The sequence below is a fragment of the Azospirillum sp. Marseille-Q6669 genome, assembly GCF_965111635.1.
This window is the reverse complement of record NZ_CBCOOP010000001.1, coordinates 2,349,576-2,364,038: the sequence shown is the minus strand read 5'-3', so window position 1 is coordinate 2,364,038 and position 14,463 is coordinate 2,349,576. Positions and strand designations below refer to the sequence as shown.

At 68.6% G+C, this 14,463-nt stretch carries 12 protein-coding genes; 7 read left to right on the top strand and 5 right to left on the bottom strand.

Translation table 11 applies throughout. The annotated features are described in order from the left end of the window. The first annotated feature begins 254 nt into the window (after positions 1–254). The 4 genes from ACWPXE_RS10515 (at position 255) to topA (ending at position 6,684) form a co-directional block, all read left to right on the top strand. Positions 255–1,238, top strand: coding sequence for a response regulator (locus ACWPXE_RS10515; protein ID WP_454017776.1), 984 nt, complete (start codon positions 255–257; stop codon positions 1,236–1,238). Positions 1,239–1,386: 148 nt separating this feature from the next. Next, positions 1,387–2,574 (top strand): helix-turn-helix domain-containing protein, encoded by a 1,188-nt coding sequence (locus tag ACWPXE_RS10510; RefSeq protein WP_454017775.1) that lies wholly within the window; start codon positions 1,387–1,389, stop codon positions 2,572–2,574. Between the two features lie 85 nt (positions 2,575–2,659). Next, positions 2,660–3,781, top strand: a complete 1,122-nt coding sequence (dprA, locus tag ACWPXE_RS10505; protein ID WP_454017774.1) for a DNA-processing protein DprA — start codon at positions 2,660–2,662, stop codon at positions 3,779–3,781. A gap of 53 nt (positions 3,782–3,834) precedes the next feature. Continuing rightward, positions 3,835–6,684, top strand: coding sequence for a type I DNA topoisomerase (topA, locus tag ACWPXE_RS10500; protein ID WP_454017773.1), 2,850 nt, complete (start codon positions 3,835–3,837; stop codon positions 6,682–6,684). A gap of 122 nt (positions 6,685–6,806) precedes the next feature. Here topA and ACWPXE_RS10495 read toward each other — a convergent pair whose 3' ends face one another. After that, positions 6,807–7,154, bottom strand: coding sequence for a hypothetical protein (locus ACWPXE_RS10495; RefSeq protein ID WP_454017772.1), 348 nt, complete (start codon positions 7,152–7,154; stop codon positions 6,807–6,809). Positions 7,155–7,260: 106 nt separating this feature from the next. Beyond that, positions 7,261–7,719, bottom strand: coding sequence for a hypothetical protein (locus tag ACWPXE_RS10490; RefSeq protein WP_454017771.1), 459 nt, complete (start codon positions 7,717–7,719; stop codon positions 7,261–7,263). Between the two features lie 156 nt (positions 7,720–7,875). Between ACWPXE_RS10490 and ACWPXE_RS10485 the strand changes: the two genes are divergently transcribed. Both ACWPXE_RS10485 and ACWPXE_RS10480 read left to right on the top strand, forming a co-directional pair. Next, entirely contained in the window at positions 7,876–8,727 is an 852-nt protein-coding gene (locus tag ACWPXE_RS10485) for a fumarylacetoacetate hydrolase family protein (protein ID WP_454017770.1), read from the top strand. 32 nt (positions 8,728–8,759) lie between these two features. Then, the gene (locus ACWPXE_RS10480) at positions 8,760–10,031 is read left to right on the top strand and encodes a hypothetical protein (protein WP_454017769.1); all 1,272 of its coding nucleotides are present in this window, start codon (positions 8,760–8,762) and stop codon (positions 10,029–10,031) included. Positions 10,032–10,196: 165 nt separating this feature from the next. Here the strand turns inward: ACWPXE_RS10480 and ACWPXE_RS10475 are convergent, their stop codons facing one another. Genes ACWPXE_RS10475 through ACWPXE_RS10465 form a run of 3 tightly spaced genes read right to left on the bottom strand, consistent with a single transcriptional unit; the run spans position 10,197 to position 13,095 of the window. Continuing rightward, a complete protein-coding gene (locus tag ACWPXE_RS10475) occupies positions 10,197–11,210 on the bottom strand; it encodes a TRAP transporter substrate-binding protein (protein WP_145672624.1) in 1,014 nt (337 codons plus the stop codon). 30 nt (positions 11,211–11,240) lie between these two features. Continuing rightward, positions 11,241–12,521, bottom strand: coding sequence for a TRAP transporter large permease (locus ACWPXE_RS10470; RefSeq protein ID WP_145623786.1), 1,281 nt, complete (start codon positions 12,519–12,521; stop codon positions 11,241–11,243). A 34-nt stretch (positions 12,522–12,555) separates the two neighbouring features. Then, positions 12,556–13,095, bottom strand: a complete 540-nt coding sequence (locus ACWPXE_RS10465) for a TRAP transporter small permease (RefSeq protein WP_454017768.1) — start codon at positions 13,093–13,095, stop codon at positions 12,556–12,558. A gap of 459 nt (positions 13,096–13,554) precedes the next feature. On the opposite strand from ACWPXE_RS10465, the gene hexR reads away from it, so the two are divergent. Further along, positions 13,555–14,439 carry a transcriptional regulator HexR gene (gene hexR, locus ACWPXE_RS10460; RefSeq protein ID WP_454017767.1) on the top strand — a complete coding sequence of 295 codons (885 nt, stop codon included), beginning with the start codon at positions 13,555–13,557 and terminating at the stop codon, positions 14,437–14,439. Positions 14,440–14,463: the final 24 nt, after the last annotated feature.

The window sequence follows — 14,463 nt, the reverse complement described above, 5'->3', positions numbered from 1 at the left end:
CCTGACGCGCACCTTCGCCCACCGCACCGCAACCGAAAAGGGCAATCCATTGAATTTAACATATCAAACCAAGAATAGACGACAGCGCAATTCCGCCGTCTTATGCCGTTCCGCCTAATCCATCGAATTTTTATGGAATTTTGAGACATTTATCGATCGCTCTATTTTGGACCATGATTGCATCCATGATGGTTTGCTTTGCGTGGTAATCCTTAAGCACAGCATTCCATGCACCCAACGGGGGAAGGGCTTCGATGCGGATCGAGTTGGAGCGACCCTTGGCATGGCCGGTGCGCCCGGTCCAAACCAGCGCCGGCCTTCATGTTTCGGCGACGTCCATCCTGATCGCCTGCGCGGACCGTGCGCTGGGCATCGGCATGCACGACGCCTTCGAACGCAACGGCCACCGCATCCACGTGACCCACGACCCCATCGCGGCGCTCGACACGTTGGAGGCGGACGGCAGCATCGGCATCGTGGCGGTCGAGCTGGCTCTGCCCCATTTCGACGGGTTGGCCCTGGTCGAGCGGATGCGCAAGAGCGTGCAGCGGCATCTCCAGGTCATCGTCGTCGCGCCGAACGCCACCGCGGCGGACGTCGTCCGCGCCATGCATCTGCGCGCGGCGGATTTCGTCAGCGATCCGCAGGACGGCAGCCAGCTCCACGGCGCGCTCGCCCGCGCTTTGGCCGCCCAGCAGGCGGCGGCCACGCTGCCCGCCTCCGCCCCGTCCGCACCCGCCGGCAATGGCGAGTTGCATGGGGCGCTGGAGGACGCCTACCGCCACGGTCTCGCCCTCATCGAAGCGGTGAAGGCGCTGCGCGAAGGCCAGCCGACGCTGGCCGCTCCGGTCGCCACCCCCGCGCCCGCCACCCCATCGTCCACGCCCACCGCGGCGGGGGAGAACCGGCGGCTGGCGGTGTTGAGAACCCTCCAGCAATCCCGCGTCGCCCGCGACAAGTATTTCCCGAAGGGGCTGTTCGAGGACCCCTGCTGGGACATGCTGCTCGATCTGATGGCCAACCATCTGCGCGGGCGGCGGATTTCCGTGTCGTCGCTGTGCATGGCCTCCGGTGTGGCCCAGACCACGGCGCTGCGGCGGATCACCGAACTGCACGACCGTGGGCTGGTGCGCCGGATCGCCGACGAGAAGGACGGCCGCCGCGTCTTCATCGAACTGACCGAGCAGGGGATCGCCGCCCTGTCCGGCTATGTCGAGCACATCCAGGAAATGAGCTGACCGGGCCGGACCGGCGCGAATTGGCCCGGTCCGGCGGGTTTCCCGCCCAGACTGCTTCAACCGGGACCCGTCCCGGATCGACAGCGCACCCCGAACGCGGCCAACATCGCGGTAAGGAACGCCCTGCGCGCAGGACGGCGGAGACCCGATGGCCGACCAGAAACTGAAGGATGTGATCGTCGTCGCGACCCCCACCGAGGGGATCGGTCCGACATCCTCCCTGCCCACGCGCCCGGCGACGCCCAGCGAGGAGCCGGACCGCCAGCGCATGGCCGAACGGCTGCGCGCCCAGGGCTGGAGCTACCGCCGCATCGCGGAGGAGTTGCAAGTCTCCTACATCCTGGTGTCGCGCTGGCTTGGGGGTGACGGCGCCACCCCCGGTGGTCAGCGCACACTGCCACCCGCCGCAGTGGCGCCTTCCCCGCCGCCACCGGCACCCGGCGGGACACGCACGACCAAGGCGAGCAAGGCCGCGAAGGCGGCGGCCACCGCAGCGGCGTCCAACGCCGACGAGGACGTCCTGGCGCTCCAGTTCCGCGCCTTCGAGCAGTACGTGCGCGAGGTCATCGACGCGATGGAGATGCGGCACGAGTCGCTTCTCCATCGCCAGGAGGAACTGATCCAGGCGCTCGACACGGAACGCGCCGCCGCCCGCGTGCGGGAGGAGGAACTGCTCGCCACCCTCGACCAGGAACGCCAGCGTTGGAGCGAAGCCGAGGATCGCTTCCGCGAGGAACTTGAGCGCTTCAAGGCGGAGATGCGCCGCGGCCAGAGCGCGGCGAGCGGGGTCGCCGCCGCTGCCGCCACGGCCCTCGGCAGTGGCGACGAGGATGATGAGGAGGAATCCTCGGATTTCTCCGCCTTCAGCTTCGACGACGATGAGGACGAGGCCAAGGACGACGATGCGGGCGGCGGTAATGCCAACGCCTTCAACTTCGATGATGACGAGGACGAGGACGGCAGCGATCCCTTCAGCTTCGACACCGACGACACGGAGGAGAAGATCGAAGACGAAACGGCCGAAGCGACCGACTCGGCCGACAGCGCCGACGACGCCGGCGATCCCTTCAGCTTCGACGATGACGAAGCGGAGGAGACGGCCGAGGACGCCCCCGCCAAGACGGATGCGGAGCCGAGCGAGGACCCGTTCTCCTTCGACACGGACGACGATCCGGACGAGTCCATGGCCGAAACCGAGCCGGCCGCAACCGCAAAGGCCGACGCCGAGGACGATCCCTTCTCCTTCGACGACGATCCGGATCCGGAGCCGGAGCCGGAGCCCGAACCGGAGGCTCCGCCGAAGAAGAAGGGGCTCTTCGGCTTCTGGCGCAAATGACCGCTCTGTCGAGTCCTTGAGAAGAGCGCCGACGCACACGTTTGCGTGTTGATCGCGCCCCGATGCCGGTTGTATGAATGGTCGCATGATTCAACCGCGCCGCACCCTGTCCGCCGCCGAGCGGTTCGACTGGCTCCGACTCATTCGAACCGAGAATGTCGGGCCGATCACCTTCCACCGCCTGCTGGAGCGTTTCGGCAGCGCCGGCGCCGCGCTGGAGGCGCTGCCCGACCTCGCCAGGCGCGGCGGGCGGACCAAGCCGCTGCGCATCGCGCCGAAGGCGGACATAGACCGCGAACTGGTCGCCAACGACCGCATCGGCGCGCGCCTGCTCTTCTCCTGCGAGCCCGACTATCCGGAGGCCATGGCGGCGCTTGACGACGCGCCCCCGGCGGTGTCGGTCCTCGGTCACCCGCATCTGCTGCAACGGCGCGCGGTGGCGCTGGTCGGGGCGCGCAACGCCTCGATGAACGGCAAGAAGTTCGCCGAACGGCTGGCGCGGGAACTGGGGGAGGCCGGATTGCTGGTCGTTTCCGGGCTGGCGCGCGGGATCGACACGGCGGCCCACGCCGGGGCGCTCGGCAGCGGAACCGCGGCGGTGGTGGCGGGCGGCGCCGATGTCGTCTACCCGCCGGAGAACGAGAAACTCTACCGCGACATAGTGCAGCAGGGTGTGATCGTGGCGGAAAGCCCGGTCGGCACCACGCCGCAGGCCCGCCATTTCCCGCGCCGCAACCGGCTGATCTCCGGCCTGTCGCTGGGGGTTCTGGTGGTGGAGGCGGCGCTGCGGTCCGGCTCCCTCATCACCGCGCGCATGGCGCTGGAACAGGGACGGGAGGTGATGGCGGTTCCCGGCTCACCGCTCGATCCGCGTTGCCAGGGCACCAACAATCTTCTGCGTCAGGGGGCGGCCTTGGTGGAGGGGGTGGACGACGTGCTGCGGGCGCTGGACAACCTGTCGCCGCCGACCCTGCGGGAGCGCCAGGGCGACCTGTTCACCCAGGCCCGCCCCGCCGTTCCGTCCGAGGCGGACCTTGAATCGGCGCGCGCCATCATCCTGGAAAACCTCGGTCACACACCGGTTGCCATTGACGAACTCGTCCGCGGGTGCCAATTGTCCGCTCCGGTGGTGTTGACCGTGGTGCTGGAACTTGAGCTTGCGGGCCGTGTCCAGCGCCAGCCTGGGAATCAGGTGAACCTGATCTGATCCCGATCCGCACCGCCGGTGTATGGGATAGGCACTTTCAGGGGCGCGGACTCTTGCCGGGCAGCAACGTCGTCATCGTCGAATCGCCGGCCAAGGCGAAGACCATCAACAAATACCTTGGCTCGGATTACACCGTGGTCGCCAGCTTCGGCCATGTGCGCGACCTTCCGGCGCGCGACGGATCGGTGCGTCCGGACGAGGACTTCGCCATGGACTGGGAGCTGGGCGACCGCTCCAAGCGCCACATCGACGAGATCGCCAAGGCGGTCAAAGGGGCGGAACGCGTCTATCTCGCAACCGACCCGGATCGCGAAGGGGAAGCCATCGCCTGGCATTTGTCGGAGCTGCTGCGCGAAAAGCGGCTGATCGACGACTCCAAGGTCCAGCGCATCACCTTCAACGAAATCACCAAGACCGCCGTCCAGGCCGCGCTGGAGGCCCCGCGCGACGTCTCGCGGGAGCTGGTGGACGCCTATCTGGCCCGCCGCGCCCTTGATTATCTGGTCGGCTTTACCCTGTCGCCGGTGCTGTGGCGCAAGCTGCCGGGCTCGCGCTCGGCGGGGCGCGTGCAGTCGGTGGCGCTGCGCCTGATCTGCGAGCGCGAGTCGGAGATCGAGGTCTTCAAGCCGCAGGAATACTGGACCATCGAGGTGGGCTTCGCCACGCCGGGCGGCGCCTCCTTCACGGCCCAGCTCACCCAGCTCGACGGCAAGCGGCTCGACAAGTTCGCCCTGCCCGCCCGCGAGGCGGCCGAGGCCGCGGTGGCGCGCATCAGCCCGCAGGCCTTCTCGGTCGCGACAGTGGAGCGCAAGCAGAGCCGCCGCAACCCCTCCCCGCCCTTCACCACCTCGACCCTCCAGCAGGAGGCCTCGCGCAAGCTGGGCTTCGGCGCCACCCGCACCATGCGGACCGCGCAGCGGCTGTACGAGGGTGTGGACATCGGCGGCGAGACGGTGGGCCTGATCACCTACATGCGAACCGACGGCGTCAGCCTGTCGCAGGAGGCCATCGAGGGCGCCCGCAACCTGATCGGTTCCCATTGGGGCGAGCGCTACGTCCCGGCGCAGCCGCGCGTCTACAAGACCGCCGCCAAGAACGCCCAGGAAGCGCACGAGGCCATCCGCCCGACCGACCTGTTCCGCCGCCCGGAGGAGGTCGCCTCCTACCTGGAAGGCGACGAGCTGCGGCTGTACGAGCTGATCTGGAAGCGCACGCTGGCCAGCCAGATGGAAAGCGCGGTGCTGGATCAGGTGGCGGTGGACATCGCCTCGCCGTCCAAGGACGTCGTGCTGCGCGCCACCGGCTCGGTCGTCGTGTTCGACGGCTTCCTCAAGGTCTACCAGGAGGACCGCGACGACGGCGCCGCCGACGACGACCAGGAGCGCCGCCTGCCCGCCATGGAGCAGGGCGACGCCCTTGCCCGCGGCGACATCAGCCCGGAACAGCATTTCACCCAGCCGCCGCCCCGCTACACCGAGGCGAGCCTGGTCAAGAAGCTGGAAGAGCTGGGCATCGGCCGCCCGTCCACCTACGCCTCCATCCTCCAGGTGCTCCAGGACCGCAACTACGTGCGGCTGGACAAGCGGCGCTTCATTCCGGAAGACCGCGGCCGTCTGGTCACCGCCTTCCTGAAGAATTTCTTCAACCGGTACGTGGAGTACAACTTCACCGCCGACCTGGAGAACAAGCTCGACGAGATCTCCGACGGGCGGATCGACTGGAAGACCGTGCTGCGCGACTTCTGGCGCGCCTTCCACGTCGCGGTGGACGGGACCAAGGACCTGACCATCACCCAGGTTCTGACCACGCTGGATGAGGAGCTGGGTCCCCATTTCTTCCCGACCAACGCCGACAGCGACACGCCGGGCCACGACCCGCGCGTCTGCCCGGTGTGCAGCCAGGGCCGGCTCGGCCTGAAGCTCGGCAAGATGGGTGCCTTCATCGGCTGCTCGCGCTACCCGGAATGCCGCTACACCCGCCCGCTCGCCGTCGCCAACGACGAGAACGGCGAGGCGCAGGAAGGCCCGCGCGAGCTGGGCAACGACCCGGAAACCAGCCTGCCGGTCACCGTGCGGCGCGGTCCCTACGGCGCCTACATCCAGCTCGGCCCGCCCCCGGTGGCTGCCGCTCCGACCGAGGTCGTGGCCGAGGAGGCGCCCGCCGACGGCAAAAAGACCAAGGGCAAGAAGAAGGTCAAGACCGAGGAGCCGAAGCCCAAGCGCGTCTCCCTGCCCAAGGGCATGGCCGCCGCCGACGTGGATCTCGACACCGCGCTGAAGCTGCTCGCCCTGCCGCGCAGCATCGGCAACCACCCGGAGACGGGCGAGGACATCAGCGCCGGCATCGGCCGCTTCGGCCCCTACCTGAAGCACGGCAGCGTCTACAAGTCGCTGACTCCCGACGACGACGTGCTGACCATCGGCATCAACCGCGCGGTGGACCTGCTGGCCGGCGCCGCCAAGAAGGCGTCCGCTCCCGCCAAGACGCTGGGCGACCATCCGAAGACCGGCAAGCCGGTGACCACCGGGTCCGGCCGCTTCGGTCCTTATGTCAAGCATGGCTCCGTCTACGCCTCCATCCCCAAGGGCACGGAAGCGGACAGCGTGACGCTGGAGCAGGCGCTGGAGCTTCTGGAGGCCAAGGCCGCAAAGGACGCCGCCAAGAAGGGCAAGGCCCCGAAGGAGGCCGAACCCGCCGCGGACGGCGCCGAAGCGCCCGCCAAGGCCGAGAAGGCGACCAAGGCCAAGGCGACGGCGGCAAAGAAGGAGCCGGCCAAGAAGGACGCGGTGAAGAAGGCCGCTCCGAAGAAGGCAGCTGCCAAAAAGGCCGACACCGCGAAGGCTGACGCCGCGAAATCCGATGGGGACAGCGACGAAAAGCCTGCTGCCCGCAAACGGGCCTGACCGCGGGCAACGGAGCGGATCCCGGTGGGCGCTTCGCGGTTGCCCACCGACAGACGCGCACAGGTCTGTTCAAAACTGATCACGGGAAGAACGACGGCTCGACGAACGACCGTGCAGCCCCGTCAGGCGGTGGCGGCCGCCTTGGCCTTGGCCGCGTTGCGGCGGTGGCGCAGCTTGACGCGGATGCGCTCGACGGGGCTGAGCAGCCGGGGGTGGCGGCGCTTCAGCCGCACGAACAGGCGGCGGGCGTCCGCGGAGTTGCGCAGAAGGATCACCCCTCCGGCAAGCGCCACTGGAAAACCGAACGGTCCCGGCAACGGCGACATCAAAGCGCCCAAGCCGATCAGGCTCCACCCCGTGCCGATCAGCGCGAGTTGCCGGACGCGGGCAAGCGTGGGCTTGGCAGACGTAGGCCGGGCAAACGCAGGCTGGGCAAGCAGCGAGCGGCGGATGGCGGCGCGGCGATGCATCGGGGCTCCTCCTCCTGTGCCAGAAGCCATATGGGGGCGTCCTGGCATGGGGGAAGAGGTGGAGGGATGTGACTTTTCGAGGAAGAGGCCGGGCAAAAGGGGAGCGTCAGTGCAATGGCGCGGCGCTGCCGGGCGGTCCCAGGACGAACAGCGCGGCGGTCACCTCGGCCGGGGCCGGGGCCCATTCGAAGTCGCGCATCAGCTCGCTGCGCGCGGCGTCGGCGCGCTCCGCCAGGGCGTTGCAGTCGGTGCACTCCGTCCGCCGGGCCGGCTTGCGGCCGCGCCGGTCGGCGCAGCTTTCCAGCATCAGGCGGATCATCCGTTCCCGCTTGGCGGCGTCGACGAATCCCGACTGGTCGAAATACAGCTTCGTGAAGGCGACCTCGGTCACCGTCGGCGCCGCGCCCTGCTTGCCGACCAGCACCGCCGACACCAGTTCAACGCAGCGGCCGGCGTAATCGGGGATCGGCGCCGTGCCGTCGTCGGCGCGGTCGTACTGACGGCTGGTCAGCTCGACCAGCCGCCCGGTCGGTTCCTTCACGAGGTAACGGCGCCACACCGGCATCTCCGCCTCCCGTCTGGTTTCCCCATGGGCTGAAAAAAGGGTACACCAGACCGGACCGCGACGGAACAGCCCCTTTCCGGCTTCGGCCGGAACCGGACAGCACTCACCGGAGGAGAGGCGCGGCTCAACCTTCGGGAACGGGAAGGGTTTAGCCTGATGAAACTTCTGCGATTCGGCCCGCCGGGCCATGAGCGTCCGGGTCTTCTGGACCGCAACGGCGTGATCCGCGACCTGTCGGGCGTGGTGTCCGACATCGGTCCGGCCACCCTGACCGAGGACGGGCTGGCCCATCTGCGCACGCTCGACACCGACCGGCTGGCCCAGGTGCCGGACGGGACCCGGCTCGGACCCTGCGTCACCGGCGTGTCCAAGGTGGTCTGCGTCGGGCTGAACTACCGCGCCCACGCCGCCGAATCCGGTCTGCCCGAACCGGCGGAGCCGGTGCTGTTCATGAAGGCGACGACCTCCATCTGCGGCCCCAACGACCCGGTCCAGATGCCGCGCGGCGCCACCAAGCTCGACTGGGAGGTCGAACTCGGCATCGTCATCGGCCGCACCGCCCGCTACGTCGAACAGGCCGACGCCTTCGACCACATCGCCGGCTATTGCGTCCTCAACGACGTGTCGGAGCGCGCCTTCCAGACCGAGAGCACCGGCCAGTGGGTGAAGGGCAAGAGCGCCGACAGCTTCTGCCCGATTGGCCCCTGGATGGTCACCCGCGACGAGGTGCCCGACCCGCAGGCGCTGCGCCTGTGGCTGGAGGTGGACGGCCAGCCGATGCAGGACAGCACGACCGCCGACATGATCTTCGGCGTCGCCGAAATCGTGTCCTACATCAGCCGCTTCATGACCCTGCTGCCGGGCGACGTCATCGCGACCGGCACGCCGCAGGGCGTGGCGCTGGGCCGCGGGCCGAACCACCCCTGGCTCCAGCCCGGCCAGACCATGCGCCTGAGCGTCGAAGGGCTGGGCGAGCAGCGCCAGTCCGTCCGAGCCTTCGAAGGCTGAGCAGCGCCGGGACGGGAATGGGAGTGTCTTCGATGAAGCGAAAAAGCCGTCTGGCCGCGTGGCTGCTCGCCGCCGGTGTCGGCACCCTGGCGGCCTCCGGGGTCGCGTCCAGCGCCGCCCGGGCCGAGGATGGCGCCGCGGCGCTGGCCGGGAAGACCTGCGGGACGCTGGAGTCGCGGGTGGCGGAGATCCCCGGCTCCGGCCCGGTGTTCCTGCGCAGCTACGACAGCAGCTTCGGCGTCGGCCAGACGTCGGAACTGCCGCTGCGCGAGGCCGCCTTCACCTACGACAACGCGCTGGCCGTCATCGCCCTGGTCGCCTGCGGCAAGACGGAGCCGGCGCTGCGCATCGGCGAGTCGCTGCTCTCCGCCGCCACGCTGGACCGCGCGCGGCGCCAGGGGCGGCTGCGCAACACCTACCGCGCCGGTGCCCAGACCCAGAAGCCGATCCCACCCAACGGCTGGTGGGACGTCACCGCCAACCGCTGGTTCGAGGACGCCTATCAGGTCGGCTCCGCCACCGGCAACGTCGCCTGGGCGGGGCTGGCCCTGATGACTCTGGGCGAGGCGACGGGCGAGGAGCGCTTCCGCAACGGCGCCGCGGAACTGGCCCGCTGGGTGGTGGCCAACACCGCCGACCCGCGCGGGCCGGGCGGCTTCAACGGCGGCGTCCAGGGCTTCGACGACAAGCCGCAGGCGCTGACCTGGAAGGCGACGGAGCACAACACCGACCTCGTCGCCCTGTTCGGCTGGCTGGAGCGCAGCGGCACGGCGGGGGACTGGGCCGGGCCGGAGAAGGCGGCGCGTGGTTTCCTCGACCGCATGTGGGCGGACGGCGGCGGGCATTTCCCCACCGGGACGGCGCCGGACGGGGTGACGGTCAACCGGGCCACCTCCGGCCTCGACGCCCAGCTCTGGCCGCTGCTGCTGCGCGGCGCTCCGGAGGCGTGGCGCGCGGCGCTGGATTATGCGGAGAAGGCCCACGGCGTCGACGGCGGTTTCGACTTCAACGACGACCGCGACGGGATGTGGGTGGAGGGCACGGCGCAGGCCGCGCTGGTCTACCGCCTGCTGGGACGGTCGGACGACGCGCATCGGCTTCTGGCCGAGGTCGGCAAGGAGGTCAGCCGCGGCGGCCATGTCTGGGCGACGCGCGAGGACAGCATCACCACCGGCCTCGCCATCGGGCCGGACAGCACCACGGACGATTTCCGCTACTACCGCCGCCCCCATCTGGCGGTGACGGCCTGGACGGTGATGGCCGCCGTGGGCTGGAACCCGTTCACGGGTGAACGGGTGAAGTGAAGGAAGAAAAGTCCCTCTCCCGCCCCGGGAGAGGGTGTCCGCGAAAGCGGGCGGGTGAGGGTCGTTCGAGAATCGAAGTGCTGATCCGTTGCCGCACCCTCACCCTTCCCGCGCGCTGCGCGGGCCCCTTCCCTCTCCCGGGGCGGGAGAGGGAGGTTCAAAGCCTTACTTGCGGACCTTGGTGATCTCGCCCTGCAACTCGTTCAGCAGGTCGGCGCCGCCGTCGGCGGCGAACTTGTCCATGGCCGGCTTGACCATCTCACGCATGCGGCCCAGCTCGGCGTCGCTCAGCTCGTTGATCTGCATGCCCTTGTCCTTCAGGTAGGCGATGCTCTGCTTCGACGCCTCGCGGCTGTCCTTGCGCTCGAAATCCCGCGAGGCGGCGGCGGCCTCGTTGATGATCTTGCGCTCATCGGCGGACAGGCCGTCGTACCAGCGCTTGGAGGCCAGGACGATCCACGGGCTGTAGACGTGCTTGGAAATGGTCAGGTACTTCTGGACCTCGTAGAACTTCGAGGACTGGATGGTGGTGACCGGGTTCTCCTGGCCGTCGACCGTGCCCGTCTCCATGGCGGTGAACAGCTCGGAGAAGGACAGCGGCACGGCGTTGGCGCCGAAGCCGTTGAACATGTCGATGTAGACTGGGTTCTGCATGACGCGCAGCTTGATGCCCTTCAGGTCCTCGACCTTGGTGACCGGGCGCTTGCTGTTGGTCAGATTGCGGAAGCCGTTCTCCCAGTAGACGAGGCCGACGAGGCCCTTGTCGTTCAGCTTGGCCGCCAGCTTCTGGCCGAACGGGCCGTCGAACACGGCGTCGGCCTCCTGCTCGTTGTTGAACAGGAAGGGCAGGTCGAAGACGGCGAAGTCCTTGACGATGCCGACCAGCGTGGCGGTCGAGCCGACCATCATCTCCTGCGCGCCACCGATCAGGGCGTTCTGCATCTGGATGTCGCTGCCCAGGCTGGCGTCGGCGAAGCCCTTGACCTTCAGCTTGCCGCCGGAGCGCTTGGACATCTCCTCGACGAAGAACTTCACGGCGCGGCCCTGGTTGCTGCTCTCCGACAGGCCGTAGCCGAAGCGGATCAGCCGCGGCTTGATGTCCTGGGCGGAGGCGGCGACGGGGGCGAGGATGGCGGCGGCGAGGCCGGTCGCCAGAAGAACGGAACGGAGCAGCTTCATGGGTCGGTTCTTCCCTGTAGCGTGTTGTGATTAATGGCGGAACAGAGTCAGCGGGGCCGTGACGATCTCCGGGACGGCGATCAGCAGGCTCAGCAGAATCAGGTAGGTCAGCAGGAACGGCCAGATGCCGCGCGTGGCGCTTTCCAGCGAGATGCGGGCGACGCCGCACACCACGTTCAGCACCGTGCAGACCGGCGGATGGATCAGGCCCAGCGTGCCGGTCAGGACGAACATCACGCCGAAATAGGTCGGATCGATGCCCGCCGCCGCGGCCAGCGGGGTCAGCACGGGGCCGAGCACCAGGATCGTCGGCGTCAGGTCCATCACCGTGCCCACGGCCAGCAGCAGCAGCGTGATGGCGACCATCAGCAGCTTCGGATGCTCCAGCAGCGGCGACAGCATCTCGTTCATCTGCTGCGGCAGGTCGGCCAGCGTCACCATGTAGGACGACACCAGCGCCGCCGCGCACAGGAACATCACCGTGCTGGTGGTGCGCGCGGCCTGGACCAGCAGCGGCACCAGATCCTTCAGCGTCACCTGCCGGTAGACGAACAGCGCCACGACCAGCGAGTAGACGGCGGCGACCACCGCGGCCTCGGTCGGGGTGAAGATGCCGCCGCGCAGGCCGCCGATGATGATGACCGGCAGGGCCAGCGCCCAGACGCCCTCGACCAGCGCGGTGCGGCGCTCGCCCCAGCTCGCCTTGGGCTGCAGCTTCACGGTCATGCCGCGCACCACGAACATCCAGGTGATGACCAGACCGGCGCCCATCAGCAGGCCGGGCACGATGCCGGCCATGAACAGGCCGCTGATCGAGGTGTTGGTGGTCACGCCGAAGATAATGAAGGGCATGCTGGGCGGGATGATCGGGGCGATGATGCCGCCCGACGCGATCAGGCCGGCGGAGCGCGGCACCGGATAGCCGTTGTCGCGCATCATCGGGATCAGCAGCGTGGCGAGCGCCGCCGTGTCGGCGATGGCCGAGCCGGACAGGCTGGCCAGCATCACCGAGGCGCCGATGGTCACATAGCCCAGGCCACCGCGGATGTGCCCGACGAGGCTGACCGCGAGGTTGATGATCCGCTGCGAGATGCCGCCGGCGTTCATCAGCTCGCCGGCCAGGATGAAGAAGGGCACCGCCATCAGCGGATAGTTGTCGGCGCCGCTCAGCATGTTCTGGGCGACGAGCTGGGCGTCGAAGAAGTCGAGATGCACCATCAGCGCCACGCCCGTCAGCATCAGGGCAAAGGCGATGGGCATGCCGAGCAGCATCAGGCCGAACAGCGAGGAGAGGAAGACCGCAAGGGCCATGGAACGGGCTCCGCTTTCAGAAGGCCGGACGGTGTCAATGCTCGGCGATGGCGCCGCCCTGCGGGGCGGTGGCGCCGTGGGGGTCGCCGTTGCCGGGGATGTGCGCCGTCGCGTCGCCCGACAGGATTCGCCAGAGGTTGGCGAGGATCGTCAGCGCCATGGCGATCGCCGGGAAGAAACCCGCGGCGGCGTAGAAGGCCATGGGGAAGCTGAGCACCGTGGAGCGCGTCTCCATCCCGATCAGAAGCTGGAACCAGCTTCCCTCGATGAACAGCCACAGCGCGTAGATCATCAGCAGATGGCTGATCACCGCGCAGGCCCGGCGGACGCGGACCGGCAGGCGCGACTGGAGGATGTCCAGCCCGAGATGCTGGTGACGGCGCAACGCCAAGGTGGCGCCCAGGAAGACCAGCCAGACGAACATCAGGCGGGCCAGTTCCTCAGCGGCGACGATGCCGCTGTTGAAACCGTACCGCAGAACCACGTTGCCGAAGACCAGCGCCACCATCACGGCGAGCATCAGCGCCATGATCCATTCGGTGACCATCTCCAGCGCTTCCACCATGCGCTTCATGCACACTCCTCGGCCCGCCTCGCGGCGGGGCTCACCTGATCGGAAGGGGCGGCGGCAGGGAACGACGCGGGAAGGCACGGGCGGCGCGACGCACCGGCAGCGGGGCCGGGCGGCGGGTCGGAGCTCCTCCCACTTGGTCTCTTGCCGGGGTCTCTTGCCGGGACCTTGAATTTTCTGTGTCGGAAAATAGAGGAGTCCCGCAACCGAGTGAAGAAGATTTTCTTCATAACGGCGTCAAAACCGCCAAACAATAGGCATAGCGACGAAAATTATCTTCACAAGCCGCCCTGCCCCGCATAGCTTGTGGGCCAAGGACTGCGGCGCGACGACGACGCGCCGACAGGTTCTGGTGCGCTATGCCGTTCGCGCCGGCGGTGGTACGGTCCGCCGCCCAAAGACGCCCCGGGACCAAGAATGCCGGGGACCAGAAACGCTTTTAGGGATGGACGGTCCGTTTCGATGCTCCAGCCGGTGAACATCCTCGATCACATCCGCGGCCGCCTGCCGGAGCTGAAGCGTTCCGAAGCCCAGGTCGCCGAGATGGTGCTGGTCGAGCCGCAAAAGGTCCTGGGGCAGAGCATCACCGTGCTGGCCCAGGCCGCTGGGGTCAGCGAGGCGACCGTCGTCCGCTTCTGCCGCAGCATCGGCTGCGCCGGCTTCCCGGATTTCAAGCTGCGGCTGGCCGAGGGGCAGGCCCGCGGCACCCCCTTCGTAAGCCAGGACGTGGCGCCGGACGACGAGACTCCGACCGTCGCACGAAAAATCTTTTCATCCGCCGCCGCCGCCCTGAACGACGCGGCCGGCGCGCTCGACATGGCGGCCGTCTCTCGCGCCGTGGAGCTGCTGGCCGACGCCTCCAGCATCCTGTGCATCGGCACCGGCGCCTCGGCGGTGGTGGCGGAGGACGCGGCGCACAAGTTCATGCGCTTCGGCATGGCGGCGCAGGCCAGCGCCGACCCGATGATGGTCCGCATGCTGGCGGTCAATCTGGGAGCGCGCGGCGTCCTGCTGGCGATCTCCAACACCGGGCGCACCGTGATGGTGACGGAACTGGCGCAGATGGCCCGCGACCTTGGCATCCCGGTCATCGCGATCACCGCGCCGGACTCGCCGCTGGCCGCGGTGTCGTCGGTCGCCATCGGCCACACCCCGGTCGAAGACGCGGAAATCTACACGCCGATGGCCTCCCGCCTCGTCCATCTGGCGATCATCGACGTGCTGTCCACCGGCGTGGCGCTGAAGCTCGGCGCCGAGGCGCGGCACCATCTGGCCAAGGTGAAAGCCGTGCTGTCCGGCACCCGCTCCTCCCACGGCAAGCCCGCCCGGGGTCGCCAGCGGGCGTAGCTTTTTCCCTCTCCCCTCTGGGGA